The organism is Bacillus sp. FSL R7-0672 (assembly GCF_038601465.1).
In the GTDB taxonomy this organism is placed as follows: domain Bacteria; phylum Bacillota; class Bacilli; order Bacillales; family Bacillaceae; genus Bacillus; species Bacillus pumilus.
Window position 1 is genome coordinate 2,974,167 of record NZ_CP152010.1, and the last position, 19,085, is coordinate 2,993,251.

Annotated in this window: 17 protein-coding genes; all 17 read right to left on the reverse strand. The window is 42.3% G+C overall.

Annotated features, from left to right (window positions below; all coding sequences use genetic code 11):
- Nucleotides 1-11: 11 nt before the first annotated feature.
- Nucleotides 12-881, reverse strand: a complete 870-nt coding sequence (locus MKY18_RS15210) for a DUF4097 domain-containing protein (protein WP_106067281.1) — start codon at nt 879-881, stop codon at nt 12-14.
- 111 nt (nt 882-992) lie between these two features.
- Nucleotides 993-1,655, reverse strand: coding sequence for a PspA/IM30 family protein (locus MKY18_RS15215; protein WP_065098044.1), 663 nt, complete (start codon nt 1,653-1,655; stop codon nt 993-995).
- A 15-nt stretch (nt 1,656-1,670) separates the two neighbouring features.
- Nucleotides 1,671-2,063 (reverse strand): hypothetical protein, encoded by a 393-nt coding sequence (locus MKY18_RS15220; RefSeq protein ID WP_065098043.1) that lies wholly within the window; start codon nt 2,061-2,063, stop codon nt 1,671-1,673.
- Between the two features lie 166 nt (nt 2,064-2,229).
- Nucleotides 2,230-2,799: a cob(I)yrinic acid a,c-diamide adenosyltransferase gene (locus tag MKY18_RS15225; protein ID WP_065098042.1), complete on the reverse strand. Its 570-nt coding sequence runs from the start codon at nt 2,797-2,799 to the stop codon at nt 2,230-2,232.
- 123 nt (nt 2,800-2,922) lie between these two features.
- Nucleotides 2,923-4,203 (reverse strand): heme ABC transporter ATP-binding protein, encoded by a 1,281-nt coding sequence (locus tag MKY18_RS15230; protein WP_065098041.1) that lies wholly within the window; start codon nt 4,201-4,203, stop codon nt 2,923-2,925.
- Nucleotides 4,200-5,258: an iron ABC transporter permease gene (locus MKY18_RS15235; RefSeq protein WP_217012151.1), complete on the reverse strand. Its 1,059-nt coding sequence runs from the start codon at nt 5,256-5,258 to the stop codon at nt 4,200-4,202. Before MKY18_RS15235 ends, MKY18_RS15230 begins: the two co-directional genes overlap by 4 nt.
- Nucleotides 5,224-6,174, reverse strand: a complete 951-nt coding sequence (locus MKY18_RS15240; RefSeq protein WP_065098039.1) for an ABC transporter substrate-binding protein — start codon at nt 6,172-6,174, stop codon at nt 5,224-5,226. The genes MKY18_RS15235 and MKY18_RS15240 overlap by 35 nt, the downstream gene beginning before the upstream one ends.
- A gap of 172 nt (nt 6,175-6,346) precedes the next feature.
- Nucleotides 6,347-7,738: a glycoside hydrolase family 28 protein gene (locus MKY18_RS15245; RefSeq protein ID WP_065098038.1), complete on the reverse strand. Its 1,392-nt coding sequence runs from the start codon at nt 7,736-7,738 to the stop codon at nt 6,347-6,349.
- A 20-nt stretch (nt 7,739-7,758) separates the two neighbouring features.
- A complete protein-coding gene (locus MKY18_RS15250; protein WP_065098037.1) occupies nt 7,759-9,252 on the reverse strand; it encodes an altronate dehydratase family protein in 1,494 nt (497 codons plus the stop codon).
- Complete coding sequence (locus tag MKY18_RS15255) at nt 9,249-10,706, reverse strand: tagaturonate reductase (RefSeq protein ID WP_065098036.1); 1,458 nt, start codon at nt 10,704-10,706, stop codon at nt 9,249-9,251. The genes MKY18_RS15250 and MKY18_RS15255 overlap by 4 nt, the downstream gene beginning before the upstream one ends.
- Nucleotides 10,707-10,765: 59 nt before the next feature.
- Nucleotides 10,766-11,776 (reverse strand): LacI family DNA-binding transcriptional regulator, encoded by a 1,011-nt coding sequence (locus tag MKY18_RS15260; RefSeq protein WP_065098035.1) that lies wholly within the window; start codon nt 11,774-11,776, stop codon nt 10,766-10,768.
- 68 nt (nt 11,777-11,844) lie between these two features.
- Nucleotides 11,845-13,281, reverse strand: a complete 1,437-nt coding sequence (gene uxaC / locus MKY18_RS15265) for a glucuronate isomerase (RefSeq protein WP_185107872.1) — start codon at nt 13,279-13,281, stop codon at nt 11,845-11,847.
- 136 nt (nt 13,282-13,417) lie between these two features.
- A complete protein-coding gene (locus MKY18_RS15270) occupies nt 13,418-15,172 on the reverse strand; it encodes a HAMP domain-containing sensor histidine kinase (protein ID WP_265208501.1) in 1,755 nt (584 codons plus the stop codon).
- Between the two features lie 3 nt (nt 15,173-15,175).
- A complete protein-coding gene (locus MKY18_RS15275; protein ID WP_113768078.1) occupies nt 15,176-15,898 on the reverse strand; it encodes a response regulator transcription factor in 723 nt (240 codons plus the stop codon).
- Between the two features lie 175 nt (nt 15,899-16,073).
- Nucleotides 16,074-16,889, reverse strand: a complete 816-nt coding sequence (locus MKY18_RS15280) for an ABC transporter ATP-binding protein (RefSeq protein WP_065098031.1) — start codon at nt 16,887-16,889, stop codon at nt 16,074-16,076.
- A gap of 21 nt (nt 16,890-16,910) precedes the next feature.
- The gene (locus MKY18_RS15285) at nt 16,911-17,933 is read right to left on the reverse strand and encodes an iron ABC transporter permease (RefSeq protein WP_065098030.1); all 1,023 of its coding nucleotides are present in this window, start codon (nt 17,931-17,933) and stop codon (nt 16,911-16,913) included.
- Nucleotides 17,934-18,986 (reverse strand): iron ABC transporter permease, encoded by a 1,053-nt coding sequence (locus tag MKY18_RS15290; protein ID WP_065098029.1) that lies wholly within the window; start codon nt 18,984-18,986, stop codon nt 17,934-17,936.
- Nucleotides 18,987-19,085 lie beyond the last annotated feature (99 nt).

Consider the following 19,085-nt stretch of genomic DNA (forward strand, 5'->3'; position numbering starts at 1 on the left):
TCTTCCGTTCATTACCGCAGCTTTAAGTTTCCACTTGTCATTTCAATATCGACTAAGTGTGTCCCTTTTCCCTGCGTACCTGTAAAGCCTCGACCTTCACTATCTGCTTGATCAAAATGATAGGAGTGATCCACACTTCCACTTGTTTTTTTCACTTTGACGTTAAAATCTCCTTCATCCGGCAGGTTAAATTTTGCGCTGCCTGATGTCATGTGAAAGGAGACAGGTGATTCAATGGTATCAAAGCTTGCCGTCAATCTACCACTCGTCATTTCTAGCTGCAGTTCGCCTTTGACATCTTTAATATCGGCACGGCCTGAGGTTGCTCCAATATCACTATTTTTCGCATCGATGTAAGACACAGAGAGTCTGCCGGATGTCGCTTTGATTTCGACATTGTTTGCTGAGAAATTCTCGGCATTGAGGTTTCCGCTTGTTGATTTAAGCGTCACATCTTGAAGAGACAGTTTCCCTTCGCCGTCCACCTCACTGACGCCGCTTCCACCCGTAATCTTCACATTTTTATGATAATCTGTTGGAATTTTGACTAAGAGTTCTCCTTTTTCAAATGAAGAGAAAAACAAGAATCCTTTATTTTCAGCACGGACGTTAAATGTACTGCCTGTTTGTTCCGCATACATTTTCCCTTTTCCACCTACGACCATCACGGAAATATCGGAACGATTTTCAGGCTTTACCTTCACGCGAAATCCAGAAAGAGAAATATCTAATTGATCAATTTCATCTTTTTTCGCTGAAGCTGTTGTGACTGCTTTTTCACGGGAGAAACTCAAATGAAAGAGATCTTCGTTTTTGAAAAGCATCCCAATCATTAAAAAGACACCTACAAGTATACAAATTAGACCGATTAACCGCTTCATTCATACCATCCCTTTATCTTCTGACCTTTTCATTATAAGGAAAAGCGAAACAGAAAGAAATCAAATATCGGAAGAAAAATCCTGCTTTTCTTCCGATCTGCCATTGATTTCTTAGTTTGCTTGCTGCTCAGGCTTCTTCTCCAGCTTGAGCTTCTGCCATTCTTTTTCAACCTCATCAGCATAGTCTAGATGAGCATATGCTCCTTGATCCTCAAATTGTGTATAGCTGCCCGCTTTTGTCTCCATTTCTTCGATACGGTTCTCCATTCGAAGAAATTCTTTATATGCACTTTCACTATCTACTTTATTCATAGATTCGTTCATATGCTGCTTTGCCTGTGCGGCATTTGCTCTTGCTATGAGTGCCTGCTTCTTGTCTTTAATATCACGCAGCTTCGTTTCTAACTGCTGCAATTGCTCTTTCAGCTCTTTTAATTGTTTCACAGATTGCTGATAAGCTTCCTGATATTCCTGATGCTTTTCTTCAAAATACTTCATTTCTGTGAGCGCTTTTCGTGCTAATTCTTCTTCTCCTGCATGAAATGCCAGCTCAGCCTGCTTCTTTCTTTTATCAGCAAATGCTTCCGTCTCTTCTGCTTTGCGCAGGAAGCCTTGTTGAATCGTTTGCTGTTTGATGATCGCATGTTTCGCTTTGGCAATATCGTCCTCCATATCACGAACGTACTGATTTAGCATGACACGTGGATTCTCCATTTTATCTAAGCCCTCATTGACCGTTGCAACAAACATATCTCTCATTCTTCTGAATACCATTTGAATTTCCTCCTCTTATTTTTTCTTTAAAAAATCTTCCCATTCTTGATCAAATGACGTGTGCATAGGTTCTTCCATTTTCGGTGACGTGTTTGGCTCCATATATGATCTACTTGATGATTCTTTTGCCTGTTCACCATTGATCATCGTCCAGCCGAAGTAGAGAAGCCCCCCAGCCAATGCGATTCCAAGGATAAACGGCAGAGCTTGCACAACGATCATGACACCAATGACTGCTAGAATGACGCCGAAGGTTTTACTGCCTTTTTCATATTTCTTTACACCTACATAGATGAGCCACGCCCCAATCAGAATCGGGATCAGCCCTCCTAGTGAACCACCGAAGAAGATGGATAGACCGACAAACATTAAAATCGAACCGATGATGGTTTTACTTGTTATTTTCATCTTCATGCCTCCTTTCTTGCTCCTTGCTTTTACTATAGTCAAAAAAGAAAGCTGGCAAAACGTGTCGCAGATTGATCTTTCGTTGCGACCAGAGTCGTAACTTCGCTCAGACTGAGCGGTAGAATCCAATAAAAAAGCACTCTTCTCATTTGAAGAGTGCTGTTCTTTATTTAGACCGAAATACGTTTGCACTTCGTTCATATTCAACATCCGCTTCACCGAGCCGATGATTCACGATTCGGGCAGCTGCAAATAAATAGTCAGAAAGCCGGTTTACATATGTGAGCGCAACTGATGGAATCTCCTCCTGCTTCGCAAGCGTCACCATATGCCGCTCTGCTCTTCTGACGACTGTCCGCGCCACATGTAAAAGAGCTGCACCTTCCTGGCCGCCCGGTAAAATAAACTTCGTGAGTGGCGCGGCTTCTTCTACATAGACATCCATTCTTTGCTCAAGGACTGATACAGACATTTCAGTTAATTTACCTTCTTTCGGTGGTTTCACTGCTGCCAAATCACCGCCGCAGTCAAACAGCTCGTGCTGTATCACAATCAGCTCTGACAAAATGTCTTGAAACAATTCGCCATGCTGACGTAAATGTGCATGCGCGAGTCCAATGAAGCTATTCGCCTCATCTAACGTGCCGTACGCCTCTACTCTCACATCATCCTTATCGGCTCTCCCGCCGATCAAGCCTGTTTGACCTTGATCCCCTGTTTTTGTATAAAGTTTCATTGGTGTTCCTCCTTGTCTATTGCTTTGTCCTTTTAGTATAACCTGAAGTGAAAAGGATGTATTTGTTTAACTAAAGTACTGTAATCGCATCATAAACAAAAAAGCGAACCCTTTGGTTCACTTTTAAATGGCATTCAATGAATAAAGAAGAAGGTGCACTTTCTGCTTTAATCTTTCGTGTAAATGCTCATCATCTTCCGTTTCTTGCATACCCGCAGCAGCGATACATAGATGATGAATGAACATGCTCGTCTCCCGTTTCATCATGTGGACAAGCTGCCCCATGAGCTGAACAGACGATCCGTCTGATATAGACTCTTTCAGTACAAGCCAAATGGTCAACTCTTCTTGATGACGCATGCCGTAAAGCACCATGTCGTCGTCTGTGTCTTCAGCAGCAAATTGTTTTAGTCCACTTGTTTGATCGTAAAACAATAGTCCTTCACGATCATCCAACTCGTCACGAAGCATCTCACTTCCCGTTCCGAGAGACCTTTTCCAAAAGAAGCCGCCCTTTTTCTGATGTGAGGAAAGGATGCGGAGCGGCTGTTTGAGGGAAAACGTCATTCCTTCTCCGCCATACGTTTTCCACCCATCCGCTAACTTTGCATTTGATGCTACAGAAGCCCCCGCAGGTTCAATGGTCAACTGAGGGTTTGCCCTTCGCGGGTGTTGGAGCGGTGTTACATCTGTTTCATATACACGGTTGATTCGCTCAGGCGTCAAGACGTGATACGGCAGCCCTACTATTTCTGTCTTCCCTTCATCAAGTAGCAGCAGCCGATCACAATACAAACTGGCGATGTTCACATCATGAAACACACCGATCACCGTCAACCTAGAGGAAGTGGTCTCTTCTTTAATTAAATCAAGCAAGTCTTTTTGATAGGCCAAATCAAGAAAACTGGTTGGTTCATCCAGCAATAAATATTCAGGCTGCTGGGCTAGTGCCTGTGCCAAGTACACACGCTGCTGTTCTCCCCCGCTTAGCTCATGAATAGATTGATCCTTAAATTGAGCAACATCCGTTTGTTCCATTACTTTGTTTACGATTCGCATATCCTCTTGGGTAACAGATTGTAGCCATCCTTTTTGATATGGATAACGACCGAATTGAACCGTTTCTTCCACTGTAAATGAGAAGGCTTGGTCCGTTTTCTGCGGTAGAACAGCCATTTTTTGCGCAAGCGCCTTTGGACGATAGGATTGAATCAGTTGACCGCTCAGACGTACCTCACCACTATCAGGTTCCAGCAACCCAGAGATCATTTTAAGCAAGGTCGACTTCCCGCTTCCATTTGGACCAAGTATACCGAGAAATTCCCCTTGCTTTACCTCAAGACTGATGCCGCGTATGACCTCTTTCTCTCCATATCCACCTTTGATTTCCTTCACTTGAATCATAGATGCGTCCCTCCTCTATATTTACGGATGAGGATGATGCCGAATACAGGGGCACCAATTAACGCTGTGATGATGCCGATCGGCAATTCAGTCGGCTCAATGATCGTACGTGATAACACATCTGCTAAAACGAGAAAGGAAGCGCCATTCAGCATAGACAAAGGCAGGAGGTGCCGGTGGTCTGTGATCGCTAAGAGGCGAATAAAATGCGGAATCACAAGTCCCACAAATCCGATCGTACCTGACACCGCTACTGCACTACCAGTCAGAATCGATCCAGCAAGCAGCACGATATATTTGCTCCTTTTCACATGTACACCTAATAGCTTTGCTTTCTCCTCGCCATACGTCATGACATTCAAATCTCTCCCAATCAGCATTAATGCAAAGGTCCCAACCAGAAAGAAAGGAAGGAAAAGCGCAATATAGCGCCAGCCCCTCATGGACACACTGCCAAGAAGCCAATGAATAATCTCTTTTAAATCATCACCCGTTAAAGCAATCATTAATGATATAAGCGCGCCCAAAAAAGAGCTGAAAATCACTCCTGTTAAAATTAAAGAGGAAATGCTCATCCCCCGATGAACAAGACGCGCAAAAAAGAGGACGAGACATAGGGTCACAAGCGCTGTTATCATACTGAAAAAAGGGAGTGTGAAACTGCCGAGCAAAGGGAGCTGCAAACTGAAAAATAGGGTCGCGACGGCTCCAACTGATGCCCCTTGAGATACACCCAGTGTATATGGGTCAGCAAGAGGATTTTTTAATAAACCTTGAAAGGCTGCACCAGATAACGCCAGCGCTGCTCCGACTAGTGCCGCTAATATCACTCTCGGCAGCCGGATATTCATCATAATATTGCGATCAATTGAATCTATTGTGCCTATCTGCACACCGAATAGTTCATGAACAAATATACGGAGAATAGAAGGAATGGGAATCCCTAAGCTTCCAAAGGAGATTCCCATTCCAATGCTCACCACAAGAAGTAAAGCACTTAGTGTGTATGCGATGATGAATTTATTTGAACGTGTCAGGATAGATGCTTTTCGCAAGAGCCTCGACTCCTTCAACCAATCGCGGTCCCGGTCTTGATGCGAGATCCGTATTCAATTGAAAGACTTGTTTTTCCTTCACTGCTTTGACCGCATTCCAGCCGTCTCTCTTTTTCAGATCAGCTAAACTGGAACCATCAATTGTGATGATCACGTCAGGGTTTCGTTTGATAATTGATTCCTCTGTCATTTGTACCCAGCCAGTTTGATCACCAGCAGCATTTTTCGCATGGATAACAGAAAGCATTTCATCCATAAATGTATGAGTACCTGTTGTATAAATTTCAGGAGTACCTGAAACTTCAACAAAGACTGTTTTTTGTTTGTCTTTGGAGATCGCTTCTGCTTGTTTCTTGATGTGATTCAATTTTGCTTTCATCTCGTCTACAAGCTTTGTTGATGCTTCTTTTACACCTGTTGCTTCACCGATCATATTGATCGATTTGTACACATCCTTAAAAGAAGTGGCATCATTTACAGTCAGTACTTGAATTCCTGCATCCTCTAGCTGTTTAAATCCCTCTTTTGATCCCATCTGTGAGGCATGAGCTAGTACAAGATCAGGCTTTAATGAAATCACCTTCTCGACATTGAATTCAAGTCCGCCAATTTTCTCTACCTTTTCAACTTCCTTTGGATAATTGTCAAAATCAGATCGTCCAACCATTTTATCTCCAAGACCAAGCGCATACGCAACCTCTGTATTACTTGGAATTAATGAAACAATTCGTTTAGGCTGTTCTTTGATTTCGACTGTTTTACCAGCTGCATCTTTAATCGAGACAGGAAATGCCGCAGTCGTTGTTTCGTTATTTTGTGAACTCTTTGCTTTATGATCTGTCTCAGCACCTGCACATCCTGCTAAAACACCCATCACAAGCAGGAGCGATAGCCAAATGGCCGTTAACTTTTTCATGAATGAACCCCCTGATTTATGTACTGCTTGACGAAATCTCTTTCGTCAATTCTTTTCTAATTTCGGGAATATTATACTACAGTGCAGATAGGTTGTATATGTGATTTCTAAAAGCGTCTTTTTCGTTCTGATAAAAGAAAAACAGCCTCTAAAAAGACTGTTTTACGCCCATCTATTTATTAATTTGTTCCCCATTGATGACAACTTTCTGAAATGAAGGCGCTACTGCATGCTCCAAAGAAAGTGGATACGTCACATGATCTATGACGCAATTTTTCATGTTGAAGTTTGTCACGGGGGAATGTGAGTAGGCGGCTATTTTCACACCATATCGTCCGCCGCTGCTTTTCAGTCCTTCTACTTGAATATGACGTACAACAGGACGATGTGGACCCGCATCCCCTTCCTCATACATCATGTCGATACAGACCACTTCATGCTTTAGGCTTTTGACTGTGTTGTTTTTAAAGTAAATATGTTCAATGGTACCACCTCTGACAGAGTTGGTTTTAATCCGCAGTGCCCGGTCAAGATTCGGACTATCCATGACATTATTCTCTGCATAGACATACCTTACCCCGCCAGTGATTTCACTCCCAATCGTCACTCCGCCGTGTCCATCACGCATCTTATTTCTACGAATGACAATGTTTTCAGATGGAATCCCTATTCTCCGTCCGTCCTCGTTCCTTCCAGATTTGATGGCAATACAATCGTCGCCATTATCAAAATAACAATCTTCAATGAGCACATTCCGGCAAGACTCTGGATTGACACCATCTGTGTTTGGTCCATGCCCGATAATATGGACTCCACGGACAATCACATTTTCACTTAGTACAGGGTGAATTTGCCACATCGGTGAATCCTTCACTGTCACTCCCTCAATAAGAACTTGCTGACATTGGTAAGGTTGGATAAAGCTTGATCTTAAATAATGCCCTTCTCCAAACACTCTTTCTTCTACTGGTATTCTTTTTTCAGCCATGTCAAATAGAAGCTGACGATCTCGATCTTGAGAAGGCTGGCCATTCGTGCCATATTTCCAAGGCCACCAATGATGCTCATCCCCTCTGCCATCAAGCGTTCCAGCTCCTGTAATGGCAATGTTTTCTGCATGGTGTGCATAAATGAGAGGTGAATAATTATAAAGCTCAACCCCTTCATATCTTGTCAGTACAAGCGGCAAATAGTCCTTTCGGTTTTGGCTGAATGCCACATACGCTTTCTCATGCAAATGCAATTCTACATGACTCTTCAATTCTAGCGCACCTGTCACAAACGTCCCTTCTGGAATCAGCACACGTCCCCCTTTCAAACGGTGCGCATCATCAATGGCAGACTGGATAGCATCTGTTGAAAGCTCGGTCCCCTTCGCATCTGCACCATAATGAACCACATTAAATTCACGATCAGGGAACAGCGGTGCTTTTATCTGCTTTAACACTTGATCGATTCCTTTTGCTTCTTTGTCTTTCTTCCCTTGCCTTGCTAAACGAGTGAGTCCGATTCCTGTGAGTACCGTTCCTGCTGTGATATACATTAAATCCCGTTTTTTAGACATGTTCTCATCCCCCAGTCGCCTTAAAGTGTGACACCTGTTTTGAAAATAGCCAGCTCTCTAAAATTGTTTTTTTCATGATTTAATCGCTTTCCGCTCGCCACATCAATGACAGTTGAAATGAATTTTTCTAACACAATATCTTCTTGTACATCTTCAAGCAATTCTCCCGCATTAAAGTCAATCCAATGTTTTTTTGTTTCATATAAGGCTGTATTCGTCGAGACCTTCATTGTTGGGACAAACGTGCCGAATGGTGTCCCTCTGCCTGTTGTAAAAAGGACAAGCTGACAGCCAGAAGCGGCAAGAGCAGATGAAGCAACCAAATCATTCCCCGGCGCACTTAATAAATTTAAGCCCTTTCGCTTCAGCAATTCCCCATATTTCAACACATCTTGAATGTCAGAAGTCCCTGCTTTTTGTGTACAGCCGAGAGATTTATCCTCTAATGTCGAAATTCCACCTGCTTTATTTCCCGGGGAAGGATTTTCATATACTGGCTGTCGATGATCCATGAAGTATTGTTTAAAGTCATTGATCATTTGCACAATATTGTCGAAAGTCGCTTCTGATTCCGCTCTCTCCATTAAAATCGTTTCAGCTCCAAACATTTCGGGCACTTCTGTTAACACTGTCGTGCCTCCTTGAGCAACAATAAAATCGGACAGCCTTCCTAAAAGCGGATTTGCGGTAATGCCGGAGAATCCATCTGATCCCCCGCACTTCAAGCCGATTTTCAGCTCAGATAACGGGACCTCTTCACGGTGATCTTCTTTCGCTGCCTCATAAATTTCTTTGAGTAAAGCGACTCCCGTCTCAATTTCATCACCTACTTCTTGGCTTCTTAAAAATTTCACTCTCTCACGGTCATATTCACCTAATGTAGACTGAAAATCTTCAATATCGTTATTTTCACAACCAAGTCCGAGGACGAGCACTCCTCCAGCATTGGGATGCTTCACGGCATTTTGTAAAATGGTTTTTGTATTTTCATGATCGTCCCCAAGCTGTGAACATCCGTAATTGTGCTTTAATACGAGTGCTGTTTCAAACGGATGGATGCTTCCGCCCATTTCAGCGGTAAAAATTTGGATGATTTGATCGGCGATGCCATTTACGCATCCAACGGTTGGGACAATCCAAAGCTCATTGCGAATCCCGCTTTCCCCGTTTTTTCGTTTATATCCTTTAAATGTAAGATTCGTTTTTTCATAGGGGTTATCTGTGAATGAAGGCTTGTATTCGTAATCAAGCTTGCCTGATAGATTGGTTTTGATGTTATGTGTATGCACCCATTCTCCAGCAGAAATGGCAGTCGTTGCATGCCCAATGGGGTAGCCATATTTCATGATATTCTCTCTTTGCTTGATATCAGCCAATGCAAACTTATGACCTTTGGCGATGGTCTCTTTTAAAACAACGGAATGATCTTGATGCTGCAGCTCCTCCCCTTGTTCAAGTACTTTTAAAGCAATACCGACATTATCTGAAGGGTGAATCACAATAAAATCTTTCATGCCTTCTCCCCCTGACTTTCATAATGATGTTGCAGCATTCGTTGAACAGCCGCTCTCATCCCTTGCTCCTGTATGAAGGTAAGCTGATCAGCTACAGCGTGAACCAAATCATTTATATCCGTTAAATTTCTCCCCCATAATGACTCACATGATAGAATCTTAGCTGCGATCGCTTCATTAGATTGGTTCTCTCCTTCAAAGGCTTCCTTCATGAAAACCAGTACAGTCTCATCATCCTTTATCTTATCTGCATGTGATCTGTAAAAAAAAATGAGGCTACTGAGTGAAAACACGAGTTTCATTGGCAGCTGTTTCTTTTGCTCAACATAATCAAGCAATGACGGAAGAATACGGGTTCGAAACTTAGATACACCATTGAGCGCAATATCCAGCAATTGATGCTTCACAAATGGATTGCAAAAGCGATCCCAAACCGATTGTGTATAAAGAAGAAGCTCATCTCGAGAGAGCTCAAGCCCTGGCAGCACTTCCTCCTCCAGCATCCGCCGGATGAACGTACCAACATCCTCATCATCCACAGCCTCTTTTACAGTTTCTACCCCGCATGAGTAAGCGATTGGCACCATCGCTGTATGGGCACCGTTTAAAATCCGTACCTTACTCATGCGATAAGGCGCAATATCCTCTACAAAAAGGACATTTAAACCTGCTTCTTGAAAGGGTAGCTCTTTTTGTACGAAGACGGGTGCTTCAATAACAAAGAGCTGATAGTATTCTGCCGTGACAAGCAACTCGTCGATATACCCCTCTTCCTTTTGGACAGTTTCAGCTGCTTCCTTAGAAAACCCAGGAACAATCCGATCCACAAGCGTATTACAAAACGTATTAGCTTCCTTGATCCATGTGATAAACGCAAGCGGCAGATCCCACTCAGCTGCCATGTCTATCACATATCCCTTCAAGCGGTCACCGTTATGTTCGACCAGCTCACATGGAAGGATGATCAGCCCTTTTTGTTCATCTCCAGCAAATGCTTTAAACCTGTGATATAAGAACGCTGTCAGCTTTCCTGGAAAACTCGCTTGCGGTCGATCCTCCAAGCGATCCTCCTTTCTGAACATAAGTCCTGCCTCTGTCGTGTTGGAGAAGACAAAACGGAGATCGGGGTTTTCAGCTACTTTTAAAAAAACATCATAATCCGTATAAGTACTGATTCCTCTGCTGATCGATTGAATGACCATGCGCTCATTCATTTCTTGCTGGTCATGATAGCCCTGTATACATAATGTGTATAAGCCATCTTGTTCATTTAAAGCTGCAACAGATCCTTTTCTCGGAGGAACAACAACAGCTCTTCCTTTAAAATCTGTGCAGTCGTTCAGCTTTTGGATGTGCCAATTAATAAAGCCTCGCATAAAATTCCCTTCACCAATCTGCAAAATCGTTTCTGGATACTCAGGCACCGGGTATATGGTTTTTGATAAACGTTTCAAATGGATTCCCCTCTCTACAATTTATGCACACGTGAACATTTTTCTATAAAAGATGCTGATTACTGCACCTTTTTGACTGAATCTCTGATCATCAACTCTGTGTGGACATACACTTTTTCCATATGATCCTCTTCCTGCTCTTCACCGTTTATGACCGATAGGATGGCTTCTGCTCCAAGTGCACACATTTTTTCGATTGGCTTTTTTACCGTGGTCAGTGCAGGCGTGGTGTAGGATGAAAATGCAATATCGTCAAAACCAATAATAGAGACATCGTCTGGACACGTCTTGCCCTTTGCATATAAAGCATTCATCGCACCAATGGCCATGTCATCGTTAGAGCAAAAAAGCGCTGTTGGCGGATGATCAAGTGTCAGCAGGGATTCCATTGATTCATAGCCGCTTTTCATATGGTAGTCACCCTTGATCATATATTCTTTTTTCATAGGAATATGGTGATCAATTAACGCTTGGAGAAAGCCAGCTTTTCTCTCCTGAGTCGATTTAAAGCCTTCTTTTCCTTCAATGATGGCGATTTGTTGATGGCCTTTCTGAATGAAATAGTGCGCTGCCTGGTATGCTCCTTGACTATCATCTGCTAATATATTCATCACTTCATTACTTTCTACACGGCGGTTCAGCACAATGATTGGAATGCCCTGTTTCTTGACATGATGGATAAACGCTTCATCGTGCTCGCTTTGACTCATCAGCAAAATGCCATCGTAGCGCTGTTTATGAATGGTTGTGTAATCGTGAAAATCGTCAATACCCCTAACAAACAGATTGTAATGCTCTGTCATGACGCTATTGACGCCTTTTAACGCATCCACAAAGAAGCTTGAGGATGTGCCTTCTGTTAAACTCGTAAAAAACAGACCGATTGTAAACGATTTTTGTGATACAAGGCCTCTGGCATGGACATTTGGTGAATAATTCAGCTGTTTTGCAATCGACAAAATCTTTTGTTTTGTCTTCTCTTTAATAAAAGGACTGTTATTCAAAGCCCTTGATACTGTGGTATGAGAGACATTTGCCAATTTTGCTATGTCTTTAATTGTGACTGTCATGCTATTCCGCCTTTTATGATTTTTTTCCATCTTATCATAAAACCGCTTTCATTTTCTCGCCTTTTTCCTCATGTGATTTTACTTTGATGATGGAGCTGCTTTGCCCGGTCAAATTGAAAATATCGCTTCGCATTTTCATAGCTGATTCCTTTCACGATCTCCCCTAACAGCTCAATGTCATAGGGCACTTCTCCTTTTTCTACCCAATCCCCGATGATATCACAAAGCAGTCTTCGGAAATATTCATGCCTTGTATAGGACAAAAAGCTTCGTGAATCTGTCAGCATCCCGATAAAACGGCTGATCAGTCCGATACTGGAAAGAGCCATCATCTGCTCTGTCATTCCTTGCTTCGTATCATTAAACCACCAAGCTGTGCCGTGCTGCATCTTCCCAGGTGTCTTCCCGTCTTGAAAGCTTCCAGCCAATGTTGATATCACTACATTGTCCCTTGGATTTAAGGAATACAGAATCGTGTTTGGCAATGCATCTTCTTGTTCTAAACGATCTAATATTCGGCAAAGCGGCTTTGCAATGTCTTCGTCATTCATCGCATCGTACCCCGTATCTGGTCCAAGCCTCTCAAACATTTTCGTATTGTTGTTTCTAAGTGCATTGATATGAAGCTGCATTGCCCAGCCACGCTCACAGTAAGCCTGACCTAGCATAATGAATGTCTCTGTTTTAAATTTAATCTTCTCTTTTTCCGTCAATGGATGATCAGACATTCTTTTATGAAAGATGGTCTCCACTTCTTCTTGTGTCGTTTCTTCATATGTCATTTCATTAATGGCATGATCCGAGATCAAGCAGCCGTGTTCATGGAAAAAATCAATTCTCGCACGGAGGGCATTCAAGAAGTCTTGGTAGGATTGTATTGGGATAGCTGAAGCCTCTGCCAGCTCATGAACATATTTTTCAAACAGATCATTCGCTATATCGAGTGCTTTATCAGGTCGAAACCCTGGAAGCACTTGTACAGAAAATCCTTCTTCCCGCAGTTTTTGATGATATTGAAGTGAATCGACCGGATCATCTGTTGTCACAACGGTTTCAACGTTTGATTTCATGATGAAGTCTCTCGCCCCAAATCCCTCTCCTTGCAGCTTTTCATTGATTTTCTGCCAAATGATATCTGCATTTTTTTCATTTAATAGGTATTCGACTCCGAAATACCTTCTCAGCTCTAGATGGGTCCAGTGATAGAGCGGATTTCCTATGGTCATAGGGACGGTCTTCGCCCACGCCAAAAATTTATCATAATCAGATGCATCCCCCGTGACGTGCGTTTCAGGGATGCCGTTTGCTCTCATGGCACGCCATTTGTAATGATCTCCATAAAGCCATGCCTCGGTAATATTTCGGAAGGTTTTATTTTCATAGATGTCTTTAGGACTTAAATGACAATGGTAATCTATGATTGGAAGATCCTTTGCAAACTCATGGTATAACTTTTCCGCCGTTGGACTGTTTAGTAAAAACTGCTCATCTAAAAAGGCTTTCATCAAATTCCCCCATCCCTCTTATCGTATGAAAATAATTTGTTCACGTTAACAATTTAATTGTAATCGTTTATAAAGTTGATTTCAATCCTAAAACAGGAAAAAACGATCTCCTTAAGAAAGGAAAATCGTTTTTTGGCTATTTTACAGGAGGTGATTTTTTTAGGATAATCGCAATAGTTGTTCCTGCACCTGGTTCACTTTCTACTTGAATATCACCGTCATGCAGCAAGACAAGCTCTTTTGCTATTGCCAGACCAAGTCCTGTTCCATTCGTTGGGTCATTTGTATTTGTCCCTCTATAGTAGCGGTTAAATAAGTGATCGACCGTTTCTTGTGCCATTCCGCATCCGTTGTCTTTCATTTCGATCCGAACTTCTTCATTTGTTTCAGACAAAACAGCTGTAATATGCGTGCCTTTTTGGTTATGCTTGACTGCATTCGCCAGCAGGTTCTCAATCACTCGTCTGAACCAAGCTTTGTCGATCTCAAAGATGACACCGTTAGTTTGATCTTCAAAAGAGGATGAAAAATCCTCAGAAAAAGAGCTTCTTGAAAACTCGTCCATAATAGAGGCTAAAAATTCACCCAGCTCGACCGGCTTTCGATTAATAGGCAAGGCCCCATTTTTCAATCGATACGTAAGGTTTAAATCTTCAATCAAGGTCGACATGTATTCTGATTTCTCACGAATCACCTGTCCCATTTCCATGACTTCTTCCTTGGACCATTGATATTGATCAGATTCAAGCATGAGCCCGTAGCCGTAAATCGTACTAAGGGGTGTTTTCAAATCATGCGACAATCCTGCAATCCATTCTTCCCTTGTGGTTTGAATTTTTCTTCGGTTTGCTTCATTCTCTTTTAATGTAAGCGTGAGCTGATCCATTGTTTTTAGAATATCCTCAAATAATCGGTATTCCCGCTTAATACGACCTTTTTTATTTTTACTAATTGGAATTCCTTTTCTATTTGTTGGTTCCTGTAATTTATTTCTAGATAAGAAAATCAGCCAGCGGATAATGTGATAGATCGGCAGTCCATAGCGATACGAGTACCATAATGTCATGACGATAATAATCGTAATCGCAAGACCTGCAATTAAGATGGTCGTATATTGATTTAAAGCGTCTGTTTCTTTATCGTATAATCCATCTGGGCTGTATACTTTATTTGGTACAGAAATAATGATATACCGGTTTTTATTCACCCTGATATAAGACAGATCACTTCTAAACTCCCAAGGCTTTGATTGATACTTGAGCAGTTCAACATCTGTTACCTCATGTTTCAAATTGGTATTGGCTCGAATACCTTGTAAATATTCCCCTTCATCATTGAACAGATGCACCGATCCATTCATTCTCTTCAAGAATTCTTTCGTTTCAACCGAATATTGAGAGAGTGCAGCCAAGTCTTTCTCGTGCTGCTTCAGATAATTGGCGACCTTTGTGCTGTTTGTTTTAAACCCATATAGCACGATAAAGCTTTTTTGATCAATCTCAATTGGCCAGAAGTACATCTTATAATCTTTGAATTGTCTTTTTTCAAAGATCTTGATCATTTCATCCTTTTGATAGGAAGTTGGAATGGACTTAGGGCGGTGATAGCTATAGACGTTGTGTTTTTTTGAATCAATGACTTGCAGCCAGCCGTCTCGTTTTCTCACTGCTTGTTTCAGCTGATCATCAGCTTCCATTTCTCCATCCTCGTTAAAATAAAGCCAGCTCATGAGTGTATCTCCATCAGCTTTTGTTAAACCGGTTTCAGCCATGTTCTCGTAGTATTTTTTTAAATATAAATTATCAGAGAACGTATTTCCGATGATCAAAATGGCAATCACAATAAACATTTGTCCAACAAAGTGAAAGAAGAGTTTTGCTCGTAAATTCATAAATTATTTAAGAACCTTTGCTGGGTGCGGTATAAATTTATAGCCCATACCACGGATCGTCACAATATATTCTGGCTGACTCGGATCTAACTCGATCTTTTCTCTCAGCTTTCGGATATGAACCATCACGGTGTTGTTATCACCATATGATGGGACGCCCCATACTTTCTCATAGATTTGATCTTTTGAAAGAACCACATTCGGATGATCACAAAAGTACTTCAGCAAGGAGAGAAGCTGGGCTGAGCATGCAGTCACCTCTCCTCTTACTTTCAATTCGGCTGAATGAGGATGATAGGAGAAATGGGCATATTCATATCGGCTTTGGGCATCATCTTGGTCTTCCTGCAAGGAGATATAAGTTCGGTTTAAGTGAGCCTTAATTCTAGCCACTAGCTCTAGCGGGTTAAATGGTTTTGTAATGTAATCATCTGCCCCCTGCGCAAAGCCGGTCAGTTTATCTACATCAGACGTTCTTGCAGTTAAATAGAAAATGGGCGCTTTCGTATATTTTCTCATTTCAGGAAGAACATCAAAGCCAGACTTACCAGGCATCATCACGTCTAGAAGTAAGAGGTGGATGTCCTCGTTTTTGACAATATCTAATGCTTCATCTGCATGGTAGGCTTTATATATATGCTTGAATCCTTCTTTTTTTAATACGCGTTCAACCATTTTGACAATTGCTTCTTCGTCATCTGCAATCAATATTTTTGCTGTTTCCACGCATCTCTTTCCTTTCTAGCTATGATCTCTAACCGTATATTACCATTGTCTAAAGTAAAAAAGTACCTCTTTTCTGCATAAAAGCGAAAAATATCAACTGGAGAAAATGGAAACACTAGGTATTTTCGAGGACACAAAAAAACCCGGTAGTCACACCGAGTTCCTTGTCCATCTATTATCCATTCACAGCTTCTAGCTTTCTTTCGTGATTCATTAAGTCATATGTTAAACAGATCGGCTTATTTGTTCTAGGATCAAGTACAATTTCTGCATCAATGTGGAATACCTGACCAAGCACCTCTTTGGTCATGACCTCATGAGGCGACCCATCTTTGATAACTTTTCCTTGATTGAGGGCAATCATGTAATGAGAAAAACGTGCCGCATGATTTAAATCATGAATGACCATCAACACAGTTCGTCCCTGCTCTCTGTTTAACCGTTCTAACAGCTGAAGAATTTCGAGCTGATGTGCAAGGTCCAAATACGTCGTCGGCTCATCCAATAGAAGCAGTTCTGTTTCCTGGGCAAGTGCCATCGCAATCCATACACGCTGACGCTGTCCACCAGAAAGTGCTTCAATTGGCCGGTCATGAAAAGCAATCATACCCGTTTCTTCAAGTGCCCATCTGATGATTCGTTTATCTTCATTTGATAAGCGTCCAAATCCATTTTGATGCGGGAAACGTCCATATGACACAAGCTCATAGACTGTCAGCCCGCTTGGTGCTTCGGGAGTCTGCGGTAAGATCGCCATTTGTTTTGAAATTTCTTTTGTTGGCGTTTGATGGATGGCCTGGCCATTTAAGTAAACAGCTCCTTGATTGGACTTCATGATACGGGACATTGTTTTTAAAATCGTTGATTTCCCGCACCCATTCGGTCCAATCAATGTCGTCACCTTGCCTTTTGGGATACTGATATTTAAATCGTCTACAATCAAACGGTCATTATAGCCAATACAAAGCTTTTCTGTTTCGAGCGATTTCATATGTTGTACTCTCCTTCCTTCTTAGTTCGTTTTCATCAATAAGTAAATGAAGTAAGGTGCGCCTAAAGCCGAAACGACAAGACCAACTGGCACCTCTGATGGTGCAAGTATGACGCGGCCAAGTGTATCTGCCAGTAATAATAGCAATGCGCCAATCAACGCGGAGGCTGGTATCATTCCTTGATGCTTTGGTCCAACAAGCTTTCTCGCCAAGTGCGGTGCGGCTAACCCTAGGAACGAGATACTACCTGCAACAGCGACACTAGCACCTGCTAATGCAACAGCAATCAGCATAAAAAAGCTTCTTTCTTTATGAACCGAGATCCCTAAGCCGTAGGAAAGCTGGTCACCCAAATTCATGATATTTAAGTAGCGTGCTCTTACAACCGCTAATACAAGGAAAATCAGCATCCATGGCAGGACAGCCAGGACATACGTCCAGCTTGAGCCCCAAATGCTTCCAGATAACCACACAATGGCTTGGTTAAAATCATTTGGGCTCATTTTTAATTGAATCACCACAATCGCTGCTGAAAATGCAGCATTGACACCAATACCAGTTAAGATCAAACGAACAGGTGTGATGCCCTTTTTCCACGCTAACACATAGATGAGAAATGCAGCAAAGCCTGCACCTACAAAAGCGAAGAGCGGCAGTACAAAGATCGTAAAATCACCTAGGTTTGACATCGTACCTTGGAAAGCAAAAATAAACAAAACCACTGCAAAGCCTGCGCCCGCATTGACACCAAGAATGCCTGGATCGGCTAAACCGTTCTGAGAAACACCTTGCCAAATCGCTCCTGATACAGCGATAGAAGCGCCAACAAGTAAAGCGATGACCATTCTTGGAAGTCTGAACTCGAATAATACAAGCTCATCCATTTCACTTCCGAATCCAAAAAATGTTTTCAATGTATCCATCGGAGAAATGCGAATTTCTCCGGTATTTAAACTAATAAGGAACACAGCCACGATCGCCAAAAAGATCATGAGCATCGTTCGTTTGTATTTCTTTTTCTTTGCCTGCTGCACCATTTCCATCTAAATCCCGCTCCTTTCACGTCTAGCTAAATATAAGAAGAAAGGAACGCCTATAATTGCAGTAATGGCACCGACTGGCGTTTCAAATGGGGCATTGACCAGCCTTGCAGCAATGTCTGCATAAATTAACAGAACCGCCCCTAAAATAGCTGAGCATGGGATAATCCATCGATAGTCAACTCCGACCAAGAAACGAGTGACATGAGGAATCACAAGCCCGATAAAGCCAATAGAACCGGCCACTGAGACAGCAGCACCTGTTAGAAGAATGACGACCAATATTCCAAGTACCTTGACAGTTTTCGTGTACTGTCCAAGCCCTTTTGCCAATTCATCACCTAAGCTGAGAACAGTGATCGAGCGGGCAAGAATCATTGCGATGATCAGCCCCGCAACCGCAACTGGAATGATGACCTTAATATTGCTCCAATTCACACCAGCCACGCCGCCAGCATACCAAAAGCTCATGTCTTGAGCGACGTCAAACCGGATGGCAATTGCTGAGGAGATGGAGCTTAAAAGTGCCCCAACAGCCGTACCAGCTAGTGCGAGCTTCACTGGGGTCAATCCACCTTTTGAAAGAGTACCGACACCAAACACAATAGAGGCAGCGAGTGCCGCACCAACAAATGACCAAAGAATTAATGTAAAAGAAGATTGTCCTGGGAAAAAAGCAAACGCAATGGCAATCGCAAATGCAGAGCCATTTGTCACACCCATAATTTCAGGAGACGCAAGCGCATTTCTTGTCATGCCTTGCATAATAGCCCCCGATACGGCTAAAAAGGCACCGACGAGTGCTGCTCCAATTGTACGAGGCAGCCTTAATTCCCGGATGATTTGATGTGAAGTTTGTTGTGGATCAAAATAAAAAATGGCTTCCCACACAGTGTGCAAATGAATGTTTGCCGCTCCTAATGATACCGATAAAAAAAGACCAAATGCTAAAGCGATGATTCCTATGATGACAACAGCTGCTGTTCCAAAGGGCTTTGTGACAATATCCATTGCATCGTCTTTGGCCGGCAGCTGTTTATTCGATTGTGAGCCCAAAACCAGTCTCTTCCTTTCCGTTCAAATCTATTCCTCATTAGTGATAATGATTATCAATCTCGAAGTCTAGTATATCACTTTCTTTTCTTTTTGAAATCA